The organism is Clostridium sp. NkU-1 (genome assembly GCA_001312405.1).
Genome location: BBDR01000005.1, coordinates 98942 through 116879, shown reverse-complemented (window position 1 = coordinate 116879; position 17938 = coordinate 98942). Strand labels below are relative to the sequence as shown.

General features: G+C 43.0%; 17 protein-coding genes and 6 pseudogenes. 20 read left to right on the top strand and 3 right to left on the bottom strand.

The genetic code is table 11. From position 1 onward, the window contains the following. The first annotated feature begins 74 nt into the window (after nt 1–74). The 5 genes and pseudogenes from JCM10519_RS10100 (at nt 75) to JCM10519_RS10080 (ending at nt 4255) form a co-directional block, all read left to right on the top strand. Nucleotides 75–764 (top strand): hypothetical protein, encoded by a 690-nt coding sequence (locus JCM10519_RS10100; RefSeq protein ID WP_054738954.1) that lies wholly within the window; start codon nt 75–77, stop codon nt 762–764. Between the two features lie 19 nt (nt 765–783). Next, nucleotides 784–1644, top strand: a complete 861-nt coding sequence (locus tag JCM10519_RS10095) for a hypothetical protein (protein WP_054738952.1) — start codon at nt 784–786, stop codon at nt 1642–1644. Nucleotides 1645–1708: 64 nt separating this feature from the next. Beyond that, the gene (locus JCM10519_RS10090; RefSeq protein ID WP_054738951.1) at nt 1709–2449 is read left to right on the top strand and encodes a hypothetical protein; all 741 of its coding nucleotides are present in this window, start codon (nt 1709–1711) and stop codon (nt 2447–2449) included. Beyond that, entirely contained in the window at nt 2379–3212 is an 834-nt protein-coding gene (locus JCM10519_RS10085; RefSeq protein ID WP_054738949.1) for a hypothetical protein, read from the top strand. The genes JCM10519_RS10090 and JCM10519_RS10085 overlap by 71 nt, the downstream gene beginning before the upstream one ends. Nucleotides 3213–3331: 119 nt before the next feature. Further along, nucleotides 3332–4255: pseudogene (locus JCM10519_RS10080) on the top strand (serine/threonine protein phosphatase). A 439-nt stretch (nt 4256–4694) separates the two neighbouring features. On the opposite strand, the gene JCM10519_RS28615 reads toward JCM10519_RS10080, so the two are convergent. Then, nucleotides 4695–4844 carry a hypothetical protein gene (locus tag JCM10519_RS28615; protein WP_347843769.1) on the bottom strand — a complete coding sequence of 50 codons (150 nt, stop codon included), beginning with the start codon at nt 4842–4844 and terminating at the stop codon, nt 4695–4697. Nucleotides 4845–5203: 359 nt separating this feature from the next. On the opposite strand from JCM10519_RS28615, the pseudogene JCM10519_RS10075 reads away from it, so the two are divergent. The 9 genes and pseudogenes from JCM10519_RS10075 (at nt 5204) to JCM10519_RS10055 (ending at nt 10208) form a co-directional block, all read left to right on the top strand. Further along, nucleotides 5204–6337, top strand: a pseudogene (locus tag JCM10519_RS10075) (malic enzyme-like NAD(P)-binding protein). 96 nt (nt 6338–6433) lie between these two features. After that, nucleotides 6434–7417: a 2-keto-3-deoxygluconate permease gene (locus JCM10519_RS10070; RefSeq protein ID WP_054738947.1), complete on the top strand. Its 984-nt coding sequence runs from the start codon at nt 6434–6436 to the stop codon at nt 7415–7417. A 163-nt stretch (nt 7418–7580) separates the two neighbouring features. Beyond that, nucleotides 7581–8612, top strand: a complete 1032-nt coding sequence (locus tag JCM10519_RS28610; protein WP_347843768.1) for a PAS domain-containing protein — start codon at nt 7581–7583, stop codon at nt 8610–8612. A gap of 4 nt (nt 8613–8616) precedes the next feature. Beyond that, a complete protein-coding gene (locus JCM10519_RS28605) occupies nt 8617–8889 on the top strand; it encodes a hypothetical protein (protein WP_347843767.1) in 273 nt (90 codons plus the stop codon). Nucleotides 8890–8909: 20 nt separating this feature from the next. Next, on the top strand, nt 8910–9032 hold the full coding sequence (locus JCM10519_RS28600) for a hypothetical protein (RefSeq protein WP_347843766.1): 123 nt from the start codon (nt 8910–8912) through the stop codon (nt 9030–9032). Continuing rightward, nucleotides 8995–9210 carry an ATP-binding protein gene (locus tag JCM10519_RS28595; protein WP_347843765.1) on the top strand — a complete coding sequence of 72 codons (216 nt, stop codon included), beginning with the start codon at nt 8995–8997 and terminating at the stop codon, nt 9208–9210. Before JCM10519_RS28600 ends, JCM10519_RS28595 begins: the two co-directional genes overlap by 38 nt. Next, nucleotides 9182–9319 (top strand): hypothetical protein, encoded by a 138-nt coding sequence (locus JCM10519_RS28590; RefSeq protein ID WP_347843764.1) that lies wholly within the window; start codon nt 9182–9184, stop codon nt 9317–9319. Before JCM10519_RS28595 ends, JCM10519_RS28590 begins: the two co-directional genes overlap by 29 nt. 38 nt (nt 9320–9357) lie before the next feature. Next, complete coding sequence (locus JCM10519_RS10060; RefSeq protein ID WP_347843763.1) at nt 9358–9858, top strand: response regulator; 501 nt, start codon at nt 9358–9360, stop codon at nt 9856–9858. A 38-nt stretch (nt 9859–9896) separates the two neighbouring features. Beyond that, on the top strand, nt 9897–10208 hold the full coding sequence (locus JCM10519_RS10055; protein ID WP_054738945.1) for a hypothetical protein: 312 nt from the start codon (nt 9897–9899) through the stop codon (nt 10206–10208). Nucleotides 10209–10445: 237 nt separating this feature from the next. On the opposite strand, the gene JCM10519_RS10050 is transcribed toward JCM10519_RS10055, so the two are convergent. After that, nucleotides 10446–10832: a MerR family transcriptional regulator gene (locus JCM10519_RS10050; protein WP_054738943.1), complete on the bottom strand. Its 387-nt coding sequence runs from the start codon at nt 10830–10832 to the stop codon at nt 10446–10448. 259 nt (nt 10833–11091) lie between these two features. On the opposite strand from JCM10519_RS10050, the pseudogene JCM10519_RS10045 reads away from it, so the two are divergent. From JCM10519_RS10045 to JCM10519_RS10035, 3 pseudogenes are all read left to right on the top strand, one after another. After that, a pseudogene (locus tag JCM10519_RS10045) lies at nt 11092–11837 on the top strand (aldo/keto reductase). 48 nt (nt 11838–11885) lie between these two features. After that, nucleotides 11886–13061, top strand: a pseudogene (locus JCM10519_RS10040) (iron-containing alcohol dehydrogenase). 131 nt (nt 13062–13192) lie between these two features. Then, a pseudogene (locus JCM10519_RS10035) lies at nt 13193–14109 on the top strand (aldo/keto reductase). Nucleotides 14110–14225: 116 nt separating this feature from the next. Here JCM10519_RS10035 and JCM10519_RS10030 read toward each other — a convergent pair. Next, nucleotides 14226–15056 (bottom strand): methyltransferase domain-containing protein, encoded by an 831-nt coding sequence (locus JCM10519_RS10030; protein WP_054738940.1) that lies wholly within the window; start codon nt 15054–15056, stop codon nt 14226–14228. A gap of 557 nt (nt 15057–15613) precedes the next feature. Between JCM10519_RS10030 and JCM10519_RS10025 the strand changes: the two are divergent. The 3 genes and pseudogenes from JCM10519_RS10025 to JCM10519_RS28585 all read left to right on the top strand — a co-directional run bounded on the left by JCM10519_RS10025 (nt 15614) and on the right by JCM10519_RS28585 (nt 17536). Beyond that, a pseudogene (locus tag JCM10519_RS10025) lies at nt 15614–16370 on the top strand (MerR family transcriptional regulator). A gap of 333 nt (nt 16371–16703) precedes the next feature. Then, nucleotides 16704–17111, top strand: a complete 408-nt coding sequence (locus JCM10519_RS10020) for a PadR family transcriptional regulator (protein WP_347843762.1) — start codon at nt 16704–16706, stop codon at nt 17109–17111. A 158-nt stretch (nt 17112–17269) separates the two neighbouring features. Further along, nucleotides 17270–17536 (top strand): flavodoxin, encoded by a 267-nt coding sequence (locus tag JCM10519_RS28585; RefSeq protein ID WP_347843761.1) that lies wholly within the window; start codon nt 17270–17272, stop codon nt 17534–17536. The last annotated feature ends 402 nt before the right edge of the window (nt 17537–17938 follow it).

Below are 17938 nucleotides of genomic sequence, written 5' to 3'. Positions count from 1 at the left end.
ACCCTGGAGAATCCGGATGCTGTGGTTAACAGCATTGCATTTTTAAATAATTCAGGCTTTTGTAATGATCCATTATGAGCCTGAGGGCGCAGCTTTGCATAGGCGCAGGTGAAACAGCCTGCATTTCTTTCATTACCGGAGTGTGCAGCAGTAAAGAGGAAGCAATAAAAATCGCCGGGGAATTGAATGTAAGCTACCGGATCGATGATATCCTGGAGAAATTCCGGCTTCAAACCAACCTGGAGCTAAAGTATCTGGAGATTACAAGAACCCAGTTAAACGCCTTTCAGGATTTAATCAGCCCGGTCTTCTATTCTTCGAATATTTACCGGGGGCCGGATGAAAATATCAGGCGGAATTTTATGAATCAGAGCTTTTTATGGAAATTCGGAATATCCGGCGATAATCCCATTCTGCTTTTAATGGTCCGGTCCATGAAAGAGGAGAGAATCGTAAAGGATGCATTAAAGGCTTACGAATATATGAGGATCAACCGTGTTATGGTAGATTTAATCATCCTGATTGATTCCAAGCCTGGCTACCTGCAGGAAGTGGATGAACTCATCAATGATATGACAAGCTCTCTTCGGATTTATGATTCCAGAAGTGAGAAGCCAAGCTTTTTTACGCTGCATACCTATGAACTGAAACCGGCGGAGCTTGATTTGCTGTATACGGTAGCACGGGTTGTATTTTCAGAGAAGACGGGGATCTATTTTACCAATGTGAAAGAAAACCAGTATGAATTACTTGAGGAATATTAGGCTTTAAGGAGGAAGGGCTTTGGACACAGCATATGCACCAACAACACAGGAGAAAGAATCAGAGAATTATGAATTTTTTAACGGCTTCGGGGCATTTGCCTGTGAAGGCAGGGAATATGAAATTCTGCTGGAAGGTAATAACAGGCCGCCGGTACCCTGGATTAATGTTGTTTCAAACAAGAACTTTGGATTCCAGATATCAGAGTCGGGCGCCGGTTTTACCTGGAGCATCAACAGCAGGGAAAATAAGCTGACTCCCTGGTCCAATGACCCTGTAAGTGACAGAGCCTCTGAGGCTATCTATGTTCTGGATGAAATGACCGGTGAGGTAATGACTCCCATGTCTTTGGGAAGGTCTGACCGGGGCACTTACCGGGTAAGGCATGGGTTTGGATACAGCAGGTTCCTTCATGAGGAAGCACAGGTTGACCAGGAGCTGACTGTTTTTACTCCTTTAGATGAGTCATTGAAGCTATGGAGCCTTACTCTTACAAACCGTTCAGATAAAGTAAAATATTTAAGCCTGACCTATTATGTGGAATGGGTTCTGGGCACCCAGGGGGAGCAGACCAATCCTTATATCCTGACCACCTATGACAATGAGCATGAGTGCTTATATGCAAAGAACATCTATACCATGAACTTTCAAAACACCTATTCCTATCTGTTTTCCAGTGAAACCATAATCGGTTATACCGGTGACAGGAAGGAGTTTCTGGGGCAGAAGGGCAGCGTCAGGGAGCCCAGGGGAGCGGAGGTCAAGCTATCCTGCAATACGGGGGTATGCTATGATCCTGCGGAGCGGTCCAGGTATCCGTTGCATTACAGCCCGAAGAGAGCAGGACGGTGTTGTTCGGGCTGGGGCAGAGCACCAGCTTGAAGAGATATATAAACTCAGAAACAAATACAGGGAGGCAGCTGCTTCTAATAAGGAGCTTGACAGGGTGAGAGCCTATTGGGATGGATTATTGGGAACGGTACAGGTAAAGACAAAGGACAGGGCCGTGGATATCCTTGTTAACGGCTGGCTGCTCTATCAGACAGTGTCCTGCCGCATTCAGGCAAGAGCAGGCTTTTATCAGTGCGGTGGAGCTTATGGATACCGGGACCAGCTTCAGGATGCTCTTTCCCTTCTCTTTGCAGATTCAAACATTTTGCGAAGGCAAATTATGATTGCCTGCAGCAGGCAGTTTGAAGAAGGAGATGTTCAGCATTGGTGGCATCCGCCCATGGGGATCGGCGTAAGGACCAGAATATCCGATGATTTACTATGGCTGCCTTACTGCACAGCTGCCTACCTAAAAAGCACCGGAGATACCACGATTTTAAAAGAGCAGGTACCTTATATCAAGGGTCCGGTGCTAAAGGCAGACCAGCATGATGTGATGTTTACCCCGGAAATATCCCAGGTCTGCGAAACGGTTTATGAGCATTGCAAAAAAGCCATTGACAGGACCGGCTTCGGAGAACACGGACTTCCCCTTATGGGCGGAGGCGACTGGAATGACGGTATGAATGAGGTAGGAATGATGGGAAAGGGGGAGAGTGTCTGGCTGGCCTGGTTTTTGTATACTGTAATGGGTGACTTCATTCCCTTGTGCCGTCAGGCAGGTGATGAAGCCTACGGCCGGGAGCTGGAGCAGAAACGGGAAAACCTGCTTCAAAGCATCGAAGAGCACGCCTGATGGGGAGTGGTATCTTCGGGCCTTTTACGATGACGGTTCCAAACTGGGATCAAAGGAAAATGATGAATGCAGGATCGATTCCATCAGCCAGTCCTGGAGCGTGATATCAAAGGGGGCGAAAGAGGAGCGGGCAAAAACAGCCATGCAGTCAGCATGGCGTTATCTGGTAAGAGAAGAGGATGCTCTTTCCCTTCTCTTGACGCCTCCCTTTAATAAGACAAGCAAAAACCCAGGTTATATTAAAAATTATATCCCCGGCATGAGGGAAAACGGAGGCCAGTATACCCATGCAGCGGTCTGGCTGGCAATCGCCACATCAATGCTCGGTGACTATCATATGACCCAAACCCTGTTCACCATACTTAACCCGATTCATGTGACGCAAAACAGGAAGGATGTGCTTAAGTACGAAAAGGAGCCCTACGTAATGACAGCGGATATATCCTTAAGCCCGCCCTATACGGGAAGAGGCGGCTGGAGCTGGTATACCGGTTCTGCAGGCTGGATGTATCAGGGACTGTTAAGCTGGTTTCTGGGTATTCGGAAGGAAGGGAATGAGCTGGTCATTGATCCGGCCACACCGGCAAGCTTCGGCGATTTTTCCATTGAATATAAGTATGGGAGGTCCCTCTATGAAATCAGGGTTGAAAGCAGAAGTAAGGGAACCCTGACAACCGATGGGATCACAGTGGATGACAGGTCCATTCAGGGGAATAGGGTTTTACTGGCGGATGATGGAGAAAAGCATCTGGTTATCGTATAGTACCTTGTTTTGCTGTTCAAGGGAAATCGGGTCCTATGGCATAAGAATGGAGAAATCGGACAGCAGTTAACGGTAAAATTCCAATAATAGATTATAAGTTTGATATTAATGGAGGTAAGATGAAAGCTGACAGACGATTGAATAATGCTTATAAAAATGCTGATATTGTATATTTTGATGATAATACAAAATATATATTTTTAGTGATATCCATAGGGGTGATGACAGCATTTCAGATGAATTCACTAGAAATCAGAATCTTTTTTTGCATGCATTAAATTACTATTACAAAGAAGGATATGAATATATAGAAGTCGGGGATGGAGACGAGCTTTGGGAATACAAGAATTTTAGTGTTATTCGTTTAGCCCATAGCGACGTTTTTACAGTAATAAAAAAGTTTTATGATGAAGGCCGCTTTATTATGTTATATGGGAATCATAATATTTATTTAAAATCAAAGCGATTTATCAAAGAGAATTATTATCAATATTATGATGAATACAACCAAATACGAGTGGACTTATATAGGGGATTAAAGCCAAAGGAGGCTGTAATTCTCAAGCATAAGGAAACGAAGCAGAAGATCTTTGTACTGCATGGTCATCAGGGTGACATTATTAATGATCAGTTATGGTTTTTTTTCCATGCTGTTACTTCGATATTTTTGGAGGTATCTGCATATTGTTGGATTCGGCAATCCAACCAGCCCGGCTCGTAATTTATATAAAAGGCATAAAGTAGAGAAAGTTTATGACAGATGGATAGAAAAACATAAAATGATGCTTATCTGTGGACATACTCACAGACCAAAGTTTCCGAAAGCAGATGACCTTCCATACTTTAATACTGGATGCTGTATACGTACTCGTGGGTTAAATGGAATTGAAATTGTTAATGGCAAAATACAAATGGTTGACTGGAGAATTGCCGCCAATGAAAATGGAGATTTACGTGTTCACAGGACAGTAGTCAGAGGACCGATACCGCTTGAAAATTATGATTTTAAGAAAAATCCATATTCGACTCATTATAATAACTAAGATGGAATAAAACTCCTGAACTGTCGTAATGGCTGGAACCTTGCTTGATTACATTTCAGGGGTTTTTCATTTATAGCTCTAATGTTATATTGAAAACCGCAATCCTTTTAAAATGGACTGCGGTTTTCATTTGCGCTTTAATATAAAGTTTATAAATCTGCGGCTAAAGTTACTTCCAATCAGTAAGCCAGGACTTATCATTTGCAATAGCATTTACTATTTCTTCCCCTGATTTGAAATTGTCAAAGGTTCCTCTGTTGATTTCGCTGATGGCTTTGCTTAACAGGTTTTCATAGTATGCTTCCGGTGTTAATTCGGTTGTGGTCTGATGGAAATGCTGTTGGGATTCAGCAGAGGCTATTCGTGCATATTCATTTTTTTACCTGGTCGATGAGCTTGTCACGGTTCATATCATTTGCTCCTTTGCATAAAAAGTGGATTATTTATCATTACCGGGTTTGTGACGGCTGCCTGACTGCTTTTTCGTATTTCGGCTTTCTCCATCTAATGCGCTCTCAGCATGGTAGGACCTCCATTGGCTTTTTTTCTTACGGACCGATTTCGGGTCAAGTTGTGAATCTTTTGCCATAATTATTCTCCTTAATATTAATAGGGTTATTATTTGCAGGTAAAAGGATATTATTCGCCTTTGGATTTTGCATCCGGGCAAAATTCCGGCTGATACAGCGATAGCCTTAAGAAACGTCCCAATGAAACTTGAATGAAAGTTTATTCCGGGAGAGTACAGCAGGGAAATGTGCCGGGCCATATTGATTATTTAAAATATATGAAATCACCATAAAAAACGTTTATTATTTAACAAAATATACAATATGAACTTTATGAGTTCTTTATGTTTATAATATTTTCGTTATAATTCGTTTGTGTTATCCTACGGTTTGTAGACAAAACAACCAAAAGAAGTGTTGAGAGGGAAGGGGATCCATAATGAATTATTTTGAAGAGAGCTTAAAATTACATGAACGTCATGTGGGAAAAATTGAAATCAGAGCTAAGGTTCCTGTAGTAACCAGAGAGGATTTAAGCCTTGCTTATACTCCTGGAGTAGCGGAGCCATGCCGTAAAATTCATGCCAATGAGGAGGAGGTATATAAGTATACCTCAAAAGGAAATCTGGTGGCAGTTGTTACTGACGGAACGGCAGTGCTTGGGCTTGGGGACATCGGGCCAAAGGCAGGTCTTCCTGTTATGGAAGGAAAGTCAATTTTGTTTAAGGAATTTGCAGATGTCAATGCGATTCCGATCTGTCTGGATACCAAGGATACGGATGAAATTGTAACAGCAGTCAAATGGATTGCGCCGGGATTTGGAGGCATCAATCTGGAGGATATCTCAGCACCAAGGTGCTTTGAAGTAGAAGAACGGTTAAAAAAAAGAGCTTGATATTCCCGTATTCCACGATGATCAGCATGGAACCGCCATTGTGGTGCTGGCAGGAATCATCAATGCGTTAAAGGTAGTAGGCAAAGACATCACAGAAATTAAGGTTGTGGTGAACGGTGCAGGAGCGGCAGGAACTGCCATTGCCAGGCTTTTGCTTGCCTGCGGCGTTTCTAACCTGATTGCATGTGATAAAGTCGGCATTTTATATCGGGGAATAGAAGGAGTTGACCATGCCAAGCAGGAACTGGCAGAAATAACAAATCCGGATCAGTTAAAGGGAGATTTAAAGGATGCATTAAAGGGTGCGGATGTCTTTATCGGAGTTTCTGCCCCTGGCATTGTAAGCAAAGAAATGGTAAGCTCCATGAACCAGGATGCCATCCTCTTTGCCATGGCAAACCCAACGCCTGAAATTATGCCGGAGGAGGCCAAAGAAGCAGGTGCCAGAGTCATAGGAACCGGCCGTTCGGATTTCCCTAATCAGGTGAATAATGTTCTGGCTTTTCCGGGTATTTTCAAAGGCGCCTTAGAGGTAAGAGCCAGGGAAATCAATGAGGAAATGAAGCTTGCGGCGGCATATGCCATTGCTCCATGATTTCCGATGAGGAGTTAAATGAGGAATATGTCATTCCTAATGCATTGGATAAAAAGGTTTCAGAGAACGTGGCGGAAGCGTAAAAAAAGGCGGCCAGGGAAAGCGGTGCAGCCAGAATATAGAAGAGCAGACGCAAAACATAGAAGGAAAGGCCTGTATAAAAATAGGAGGTTTGAAATATGCAGATTCCAATCAAAAAAACGCTGGATAAAATACCGGGAGGTATGATGGTGGTTCCCTTATTTTTAGGGGTTCTGGTCAACACCTTTTTCCCCCAGTTCCTTGAAATAGGAGGATTTACTACTGCCTTATTCAGTAAATCCGCGTCAACGCCGATTTTAGCATGTTTTATGTTTCTGATCGGTTCACAAATTCATTTTAAGCTGGCTCCAAAGGCAATAAAAAAAGGCGCCCTGCTGATCACAGGAAAATTTATCGTAGGAGCGGGAATTGGTATTTTTGTCGGAAAGGTCTTTGGCTCCTCCGGAGTACTTGGACTTTCTCCATTAGCCATTCTTGCGGGATTAACCAACTGCAACGGAGGCCTTTATGCTTCCCTTGCCTCACAATATGGGGATGAGACTGATGTGGGAGCATATGCCCTGCTGTCAATTAAGGATGGCCCCTTCTTTACCCTGGTGGCGCTTGGAGCTTCCGGCCTGGCACAGGTTCCTTTTAAGGCTTTAATAGCAGTGCTGGTCCCGATTGTGATCGGAATGATTTTAGGAAATCTGGATTCCGATATGAGAGCCTTTTTAGGTAGCAGTAAATTACTGCTGATTCCGTTCTTTTCCTTCCCTCTGGGAGCCGGAATGAATCTGGAAACAATCGTGAAAGCAGGAGGCCCCGGCATTTTGCTTGGAATCGTGGCGTCATTTACCGGAATCGGGGCATATATACTCCTTAAGCTGTTTAAAGAAGAACCTATCATTGGACTGGCGACCGGTTCTACGGCAGGGAATGCGGTGGCAACACCTGAGGCGGTTGCAGCAGCCGATCCGACCCTTGCCGTGGTTGCAGCGGCAGCAACAGCACAAGTAGCCGCAGCCTGCGTGGTATCGGCGATCGTTTGTCCGTTTATTGTATCCTTTGTATTTAAAAGGCTTGGAAGGAATCAGTTGAGTACAGTTAAAAATAACAGAAGTACTGAGACGGCCGGATAAAAACGGTTTAAGAACCATTCATGAATACGATGCTCCCAGGGAGGCAGACTTTGAATAAAACATGTTTGCAGCCCGTGGGAGTATTCTTTTGTGCAAAAGAAAGGACATTGTGATCCGCCGGATTATTTGGTAAAATAAAGGGAGAAAGGATTAACTGTGTGCTATGGATAGAAAAAAACCGATGAAGCTGCAGAACATGCTGATTTTATTAGTCATTGCAGTTGTTTTTATTTCAATTACCATTATTATCTCTTTTGTTGCGCCCTGGATGACCAGGAACATCGAAAAAGAAGCGAAGACCAATGTCATGAATGTGGCGGAGCTTGTTGCACATTCCAGCGAAGTGATCGATGCACTGGAAAAAAAGGATACCCAGGTGATTGCTGCTTATATTGATATGCAGCTTAAAAATCTGGAGCTTGTAGATTATATTATAGTGGCGGATAACCAGGGAATGCGTTATTCCCATCCCAATCCCGAAATGATCGGAAAAGCGTTTGAGGGAGGAGATGAGTACCGGGTGGTACACATGGGAGAGACTTATGTATCCGAAGCAACCGGAACCCTGGGAAAATCTCTCCGTGCTTTTGCGCCGGTTTATAATGAACACAATGAGGAAATCGGTTTTGTCTCTGTTGGCACGCTGATTGAGCGGATTGAAAAGGCAAAGCACATGGCTGTTTTCTATATCATGTTAATCGGCTTTGGAGGATTGTCGGCGGGAAGCGCAGGAGCCTTTTTACTGGCTAACAATATCAAGAAGATGCTGCTGGGATTGGAGCCGGATGAGATCGCAAAGCTTTATCATGAGAAAATGGGAATGCTGGATGCCATTCATGAAGGGCTGGTAGCCATTGACCGGGAGGGGCGGATCACATTGATGAACGATTCGGCCCTGCAGATTCTTGGATTTGATAAAGATGAAATGAAACATCAGGTAATTGGACGCAGTATTGAAGAGATAATCCCCAATACCCGTATGACAAATATATTAAGTACAAAGAAGGCAGAATTTGATGATGAACAGAGGCTTCATGATACTCTTATTGTTACCAACCGGATCCCTATTATGAACCGGGGACAGGTGATCGGGGTCATAGCCAGTTTCCGGGACAAAACCGAGGTAACAAAACTGGCGGAAGAGCTGACAGGAGTAAAAAAAGCTGGCCTGGTCCCTGCGGGCACAAAATCATGAATTTATGAATAAGCTTCATACCATTGCAGGACTCATACAGCTTGAGGAATATGAAGAAGCCCTGCAGTTTATATCTGATGTTGCCAGGATAAGAACGGAAATGAGTCATATTCTCACTGATCACATCAAGGATTCAGCCGTTTCTGCTCTGCTTTTATCCAAGTATAATAAAGCGGAGGAATGCAGAATAAAGTTAACCATTGATGAAAGCTCCAGACTGAATAAACTGCCTTGTGGCATGAATTCACAAGACCTGGCTCTGTTATCGGAAATCTGATTGAAAATTCACTGGATGAGGTGAAAAATGACGGGACGGGCCGTATATACATCAGGATTGCTGAGGAGAAACAGTTCCTTACGATCCGGGTAAAGGATAATGGGAATGGAATCATTCTGCAGCTGCGGGAAAAAAATATTTGATCAGGGCTTTTCCACCAAGGAAGGGCAGCGGGGCTGGGGATTATCCATAGTGAAAAAGATCGTTGAGGAATGCGGGGGAGCAATCCATTTAACGTCAGAAGAAGGGGTGCAATGGGATATTACAATTCCAATGGAAAGGAGGAACCGACTTGATTGGAGTCATGATTGTGGAAGATGATCCAATGGTTATGGAAATCAACTCGAAATTTTTAAGAAGAGTGGAAGGGTTTTCCCTGTACAAAGCGGCATCAAATCTGGAGGAAGCAAAAAAAAGCGATGCTTTCTAAAAAGCCGGATCTGATTCTGCTTGATGTGTATCTTCCCAATGAAAATGGAATGGATTTTTTTAAAATGGATCCGAAACCAGGGGCTTAATGCGGATATTATTTTAATTACAGCGGATAAATCCATAGAACGAATCCAGGAGGCATTCCGGTATGGAGTGGTGGATTATCTGATTAAGCCTTTTCGCTTTGAGCGTTTTAAGGAAGCCTTACTGCAGTTCAAGGACAGGTATGACAGCTTTAAAAACAGCGAAGTGATCGAGCAGAAGGATTTAGACCGGTATTTATCAGGCCAGATCGCCGCCCAGAATGAAGCGGATTTTACCAAGGGATTTAATAAATATACCTATCATGCTATATGGGAAAAAATAGAGCAGGGCGGGGAAGAGTATTATACTGCGGAAAATCTTGCAGAAATGCTGCAGATAGCCAGAGTCACTGTAAGAAGATATCTGGAGCTGATGGAAAAGGAAGAGAAGATATATAAATTAGTTGAATATGGAAAGGTTGGAAGACCGCAGCACAAATACAGAAAGATATAAGAAACAGACTCAGGCTAAAGCAAAGGCGATGTCATAGAATGAATAACAAGAATTTTACGGATTTTTTTGATCCGGAGGTACAAAAGACAGCAAGTGAGGATGGCTGTTCCATATACAAGAGGCAAAATGGAACTGGAGAGGGTGTTATTACCCGATATCAAATCTTACCTGGCATCGAACTGTTTTATAATGATTTTCATATGCGGGATAGACAAAATAAGAATAAGCTTCCCCATCCTGATATATTTGAGATCAATCGGCTTACCAATGAAACCACATCCACAACTTTCCCCTTATCCCACTATCATGGAATTTCTATTACCATTGCTTCTTTAAAAATCAGCTTGTAACGGCTGGAATTGACCCTCAAATTGCAGATAAAGAGGCATGCCAAATGGAACATATCATAAGCGATGAGACTTTTCAAAAAAATTAAAAAGCATTTATGCCAAAAAGACAGAGAATAGTCATCAGCGGCCGCAAGTTTAGATTCTAAGGTGCTTATATACGATGCCGATCCGTCCTTCAGACTGCAAGAGCCTGTCCCGTATAAATAGGGGCAGGCCCTTATTATAAAAATGCCATGGTTATTGCTTAGATCCGCCATGGTTGTATTCATTATACTGCTTTGTATAATAGTCGATTTTATGGGATACCTTTTCAAGATGCTTATTCATTTCCTGAATCTGGGCTTCCACATTCTTCTTATGTTCAATTAAAATATGGCACCGCTGTTTGAGTGTGTCTCTGCCTTCTGCACTTAGCTCCACAAATTCCTTGATTTGTTTTAAGGACATGCCTGTGTTCTTAAGACAGCAGATAAGTCCCAGCCATTCCAGATCATCTTCCGTATAACAGCGGATGCCGCTTTTGCTTCTGTTGATGTTGAATAAAAGACCTTCTTTTTCATAATAACGCAGTACATGTGCGCTTAGATTTGTGCGTTCCGATACCTGCTTGATTGTGTAACCCATGTAGATTTCCTCTCCTTATTTTGAAATTCCTGTTGTTGTTTGAAATAGTGAAATTATTGCATTTTCATATTGACTTAGAGTTAAGGTTAAGGTTTATGATACCAATATACTATCAAAGCAGCAGTTTGTCAAATTGCAGATTGGGGGAGAATATAGTGAAAACATTAACAGATTATTATGAACTTTCAGACGGCGTTAAAATTCCATGTATTGGCTTTGGAACATGGCAGATACATAACGGGGATATGCTGTTGCATCGGTGAAGGAAGCTCTGAAATGCGGTTATCGTCATATTGATACCGCCGCAGGTTATGGCAATGAAGAAAGCGTTGGCATGGCAGTAAAGGAAAGCGGTATTGCCCGGGAGGATATCTTTATTACCAGCAAGCTGCAAAATGATATGCATGGATATGAAAATACCATGGAAGCTTTTAAACAGACGATGAAAATCTTGATATGGACTATTTGGATCTTTATCTGATTCACTGGCCTAATCCAATCAAGTACCGCAGTCAGTGGCAGGAAGCCAATGCCGGCACCTGGAAAGCATTTGAAGAGCTGCACAAAGCCGGGCTTATTCGTGGAATAGGTGTGAGTAATTTCCATCCTCATCATCTTGAAGCGCTTATGCAGACTGCAGCCATCCAGCCAATGGTCAATCAGATCCGGCTTTGCCCCGGCGATACACAGGATAAGGTGGTAGATTATTGCAGGGCACATTCCATTCTTCTGGAAGCATATAGCCCCCTTGGCGTAGGCAGGATTTTTGAAGTTCCGCAAATGCAGTCACTGGCGCAAAAGTACAAAAAGTCCATCGCCCAGATTTGCGTGCGGTGGAGCTTAGAACGGGGATATCTGCCCCTTCCCAAATCCATTACGCCTGAACGCATCCGGGAAAATGCCGATGTGTTTGATTTCCAGTTATCTCCTGAGGATGTACAGGTAATTGCAGACTTAAAAGGCTGCTGTGGATATTCTGCTGATCCTGATACGATCACATGGTAAAGCAAAAAAACGAAATTAAAATAAACCCAATAGAAAGGAAGAAAACAAATGCTCAATTTTGACTTTTATTCACCGGCACGTATACGCTTTGGAAAAGGTATGGAAAATCGGATTGGTGCGCTTTTAAAACCCTATGCAGGCAAGGTTCTGCTGCATTACGGCGGGGGAAGCATCAAAAAGAGCGGGCTATATGACACAGTGATCACTTCTCTGAAGGAGAGCGGGATCTCTTATGCAGAGCTTGGGGGCGTGGTGCCAAATCCCCGTCTTTCACTGGTTCATGAAGGAATTGCCCTGTGCAAAGAAGAAAAGGTGGATTTAATCCTGGCTGTGGGCGGAGGAAGCGTTATTGATTCTGCCAAGGCCATTGCAATGGTGTATATTATGATGGTGATGTCTGGGAGATTTATGAACAGGGCAAGGCGATCAAAAAGGCGCTGCCGGTAGCACGATTCTTACCATTCCTGCAGCAGGAAGCGAAGCAAGCGGCGATACTGTGATCACCAATGAGGAAAAACAATTGAAATACGGCTATGGCAGCCCTCATCTTCGGCCTTTGCTCAGCGTTATGAATCCGGAATTGTTCTATACTCTGCCAAAGAATCAGATCGCCAATGGTGTGGCTGACATGATGAGCCATGTTTTTGAACGCTATTTTACCAATACGACTCATACTGATTTAACGGATGGCTTATGCGAAACAGTATTAAGAACCATCATAAAGAACGCCCCTCTTGTCCTTGAAAATCCACAAAACTACAATGCCTGGTGCGAGGTGGGTTTTGGAGGTACAGTTGCCCATAACGGTTTAGTGGGTATGGGCCGTGAACAGGACTGGGCCTGCATGGCATGGAGCATGAACTCAGTGCCATCTACGACGTGGCCCACGGAGCCGGTCTGGCCGTGCTGACACCTGCGTGGATGCAGTATGTTTATAAGGACAATGTTAACATGTTCGTGCAGTTTGCAGTCAATGTCATGGGTGTGAAGGGCAGCTACCGCGATCCGGATGCAATGATTCAGGAAGCTATTTTGCGCCTGAGGGAATTTTTCAACAAGATGGGGCTTCCGGCAACCCTTGGAGAGCTTGGCATCGATGCCGGCCAGCTTGAATTAATGGCCAAAAAGGCCACAGGGGCTGCATTTGGAAATGAGCAGCCAATTGGGGGCTTGAAAAAGCTCTACTGGCAGGATGTGCTGGAGATTTATAAGCTGGCGCAATAGAAAAAAAGTCTGAAATTATATGCCGGGAACCTGGAAGAGAGGTTATGCCCGGTGAAGCGGGGCACGCTGTGAGCAAGTAGCGGAGCGGGTTGCGAATATCCGCTTGACATCTGATAAGGAGGTTCAATGTCATGAGAACAGTTAAGTTAGGGAATTTGCAGGTACCGGCGATTGCAGTCGGCTGTATGCGCATCAATAAACTGGATAAGTCCGAAGCGGAGCGTTTCGTACAGGCAGCACTGGATATAGGTACTAATTTTTTTTGATCATGCGGACATATATGGCGGCGGCGTATGTGAGGAGATATTTGCAGATGCGGTACAAATGAACGCTGGCGTGCGTGAAAAGATGTTCCTGCAATCCAAATGCGGCATCCGTCCAGGTATTGCTTTCGATTTCTCCAAAAAGCATATTTTAGAATCAGTGGATGGCAGCTTAAAAAGGCTTAAAACGGATTATCTGGATGCATTATTGCTCCATCGTCCGGATGCGCTGATGGAGCCGGAAGAGGTTGCCGAGGCCTTTGACATCCTGCAAAGCACAGGTAAGGTGCGTAATTTTGGCGTTTCCAACCAAAACCCCATGCAGATACAGCTGCTGAAGAAGTTTGTTAAACAGCCGATTGTCGCGAATCAGCTTCAGTTAAGCATTACAAACGCCAGTATGATCTCCCAGGGGCTTCATGTCAATATGCTTGATGATCTGGCAGTGAACCGGGATGGCAGCGTAATTGATTTCTGCCGTATCAATGATATCACCATTCAGCCCTGGTCTCCGTTCCAGTACGGATTTTTTTGAGGGTGTATTCCTGGGCAATGAAAAGTTTCCAAAACTTAATGCTAAGATTGATGAAATCGCCGCTAAATATGAGGTCAGCAACACGACCATTGCAATGGCGTGGCTGCTGCGCCATCCAGCCCATATGCAGCCTGTGACCGGGACCATGAATGTGGAGCGTTTAAAAGATTGTGCCAAGGCTGTTGATATTCAGTTGACACGGGAAGAATGGTACGAGATTTATCTTAGTGCCGGGAACATTTTACCGTAAGAAAATAGATGCACATATATGGCGGTTATCTTCAAACCGCCATTCATAAACTACCCTGCCGAATCACAGTTTTTTTATTCGGCAGGGTGCCGCTTAAGAAATGATGGGATAGGATATTATTTTTCTAGCAGTATAGAAATAGTTGTGTTATCTGTATGATAAGTGCTGCCTGCAACATCTCCAAACACTTCACATACTTTAAAACCTGCATTAATTGCTTCTTTAATCAGCGCTTTCTTGGTAAAGTAGGTATTCCATAAATAGTAAGAGGTAGCCCCTGTATCATAAACAATAGAAGTTTGTTCTAATGTTACATTATCCGGATACTTATAGCATCCGTTAAATGCTATATATTTTTCTTTGTGCCAAAATCCACCATTTTGACAAATCTCCCATGTTTGTTTTTCATCAAAATCGTTATACTTAACCATTGAAAAAACATCCAACAAGAACCTTCCCCCAGATTTTAGATGATGATATACCGTAGTCATTAAAATTTGCCTGTCTGCTGTTGACAGCGCACCGTAGTCACAATAAATCATTGTCGAAAAATCATATTTACTATTTAAATTCATATTTAAATAATTCTGATATAAGTAGCGAATATCTAAGCTTCTTTTTTTGGCAGACTCCATGGCGTAATTTATAGATCGTTTGGAAAAATCAATTCCTGTCACCTGATAGCCCATTTTTGTAAATTTTTCAGCATATATTCCAGGACCACAGCCAAGGTCAAGAAGCTGCCTGTACCTTGACGGTGGTGCAATCTCTTTTATCCAAACAGCAGATTTATCTATGAATGCTAACTTCCTGCTTGCACCTTCAAAGATAGGATCTAGATGGGCTTTGAGCATTTGCTTTGATATATGTTCATCATCCCAAAAAGGAACTTTTGTTTTAGTGTATAGTGGCGGCCTTTCTAAAATTGAAATTAAGCTTTTGAACATAATGTTTTCTCCTTTCGAAATTGAGCAAAAGAAATAGCCGTGGATTTTACTCTACGACTAATCTTCCTAAGATAAAAGAGAAGTATAGAGTAAAATAAAATCAAAAATCAGGTACAAAAACAAAACTGCGAGGACAGCTTGTTCTTAAACCTATTAAATTGATTTTATTTACTCTTTTCCAGTTATATCCATACCACCGATTATGTGGCATCAGATATGCCGGACTTCCATCACCTTTTCTGTTAAATTTTATGTTATCATTTTATAGTACATAGTCTATTTTGTCAACAATGTCTGTCAGACGCATAGGCTTTCAAACTTGTATGTGAGTTTGCCTAAAGAATGTAAAATTTGCCGGTAATTATATGCCGGTAGCAATGGCGGTATAATTTATGCCAGTACACAGGTTTGTTGTTTACGATTGAAAGGTCTTTGAATGAGGCGGGTAAAGAAAGTTTTAACATCAGCCTGAATTTTTTTACATAAATCTTTTTATAAAACGGTTGACATTAACGCGGCGTAATAGTTTATAGTGGTTTTTGCAAGGGGGTGAAAAGATGGAATACACCATCAACAAGCTGGCGAAATTGGCGGGTGTCAGTACAAGAACTCTGCGGTACTATGATGAGTTGGGATTGCTTTCGCCCGCCCGGATCAGTTCCAATGGATACCGGATTTACGGACAAAAGGAGATCGATCGGCTGCAGCAAATCCTTTTTTACCGTGAACTGGGCGTGTCGCTGGAAGAAATCCGAAATATTCTTGCTTCAAAGGATTTTGACGGGCTTTTGGCGCTGGAGAGCCATTTATCTGCCCTCCTTGCCAGGCGGGAGCAATTGAATTTGCTGGTCGCCAATGTCGAGAAGACCATCAAGACCATGAAAGGAGAAATGATAATGAGTGATCAGGAAAAGTTTGAAGGCTTTCTTCAAAAACTGGTAGACAATAACGAGCGTCAATATGGAGAGGAGGCCCGGGCAAAATACGGGGATGAACCCATCGACCGCTCCAACACCAAGGTTTTAAACATGAGCAAGGAACAGTATATTGAATTGGAAGAGCTGACAGAAGATTTGAATAAGACATTAAAGGCAGCTTTTGAGCAAGGCGACCCTGCCGGCGAATTGGCGCAGAAAGCCTGTGAGCTGCATAAAAAAATGGCTCTGCTTTTATTGGAACGATTACAGCAAAGAAGCCCATAAAGGCGTAACCCAGATGTATGTGGATGATCCGCGCTTTACTGCGTATTACGATAAGATCGCACCCGGCTGCGCAGTGTTTCTGCGGGATGCGGTAGAGATATACTGCAAATAATTCTATGTGATATCTGAAGGATAAAAAGCTCACTTGCTTTTCTGCAAGTGGGCTTTTTCCGTTGACTGGAGGCCGATTCGAGAACAGCAATGTATTTTTACAATCAAAAAGTCTTGACATAATATATCATAATGATATATTATTATGATATATAAAACGAACAGAAGGTGTACAGATGAAAGAAAATACAGGAAAATCAAAATATGTAATGCTGGGCATGCTTGCCCGAATGCCTCAGACCGGTTATACCATTAAAAAAATGGATAGAGAACGAATACAGCCATTTCTGGCAGGAGAGTTACGGCCAGATCTATCCGACTCTCAAAAAAACTGGTGGCTGAGGGGCTCGCCGTCACCTCTAAGAATACGCAGACTGGTAATGGGCGTGGACAGATCGTATACAGCATTACTGACGCAGGCAGGAAAGAGCTTTCCGATTGGCTGCGGGAGGAGCCGGAGATCGAGAAGATAAGATACGAATTATTGCTCAAGGTTTCCTTTGGTGAGAACACAGAACCAGAGGTGCTGCTTGGCCATCTGGACAATTTTATCAGAAGGAATGATAAGCTGGTCAAAGAAATGAACGGCTATATGGAGCTTTGCGGGCAATTAAAGGAGCAGGATATTGACTGCTCCTACAGCCGTCTGACCGCACTTTGCGGCGTTTATATTTATTCTGCAATGAGGGATTGGGCCGTTGAGGCAAAGAAAATTATAAATGAGAAAGAAGATGATAAATAACAGGACAATTATATTTGATATGTAACTATTAACCCCATAGATGAGATAAGGGAGAGAGTGAAACCCCATGAAGCTGCCCATTCATCTATATCACAAAAAAGAATAAGCTTATAACCAATATTTCTTGGCTATAAACTTATGATATGAGGAGATTAGCTATGAGCACTCTGGTTGTATATTTTTCGTTTACCGGGAGCACGAAATTCATTGCAGAAAAGATTGCAGAAACAACAGGCGCCGACATTACGGAGTTAAAAATAAGCAAGAACTATCCGGCAGAAGGGTTTGGAAAGTACTTCTGGGGAGGAAAGAGCGTTATTTTTGGCGAGAAGCCAAAGCTGATAAATAAACCCATTGATTTAAACAAGTATGATACGATTATAATCGGTACCCCCATCTGGCCGGGTCGTTTACGCCGCCCATAAAAAGCCTGCTCAGCCAATATAAAATCCAGGGCAAACGGATCGCCCTGTTTGCCAGCCATGGAGGGGGCGGAGCCCAAAAGTGTTTTACAAAACTAAAGAAAGAGCTTTCCGGGAATGAATTCCTCAGTGAAATAGATTTTGTAGAACCCAAGAAAAGCTTAGAGGAAAACTTGTCTAAAGCGGTGAAATGGTCCCAAAACCTGGCCATCTGATAAACCATGCTCTGCTGCCTGCCATAGAGCTGGCGGATCCTGTGGTAAAAGTAGTGTCATAAATATGGCTGTTTTAAGTTCAGTGCATGCTTAATCAATCGCATAAAACAATAGAAAAACAGCACAGCACAAAAAACATCTTGCAAAGTTTAGAAAAATTCGTTATGATGATCTTAATTATACAAAGGGA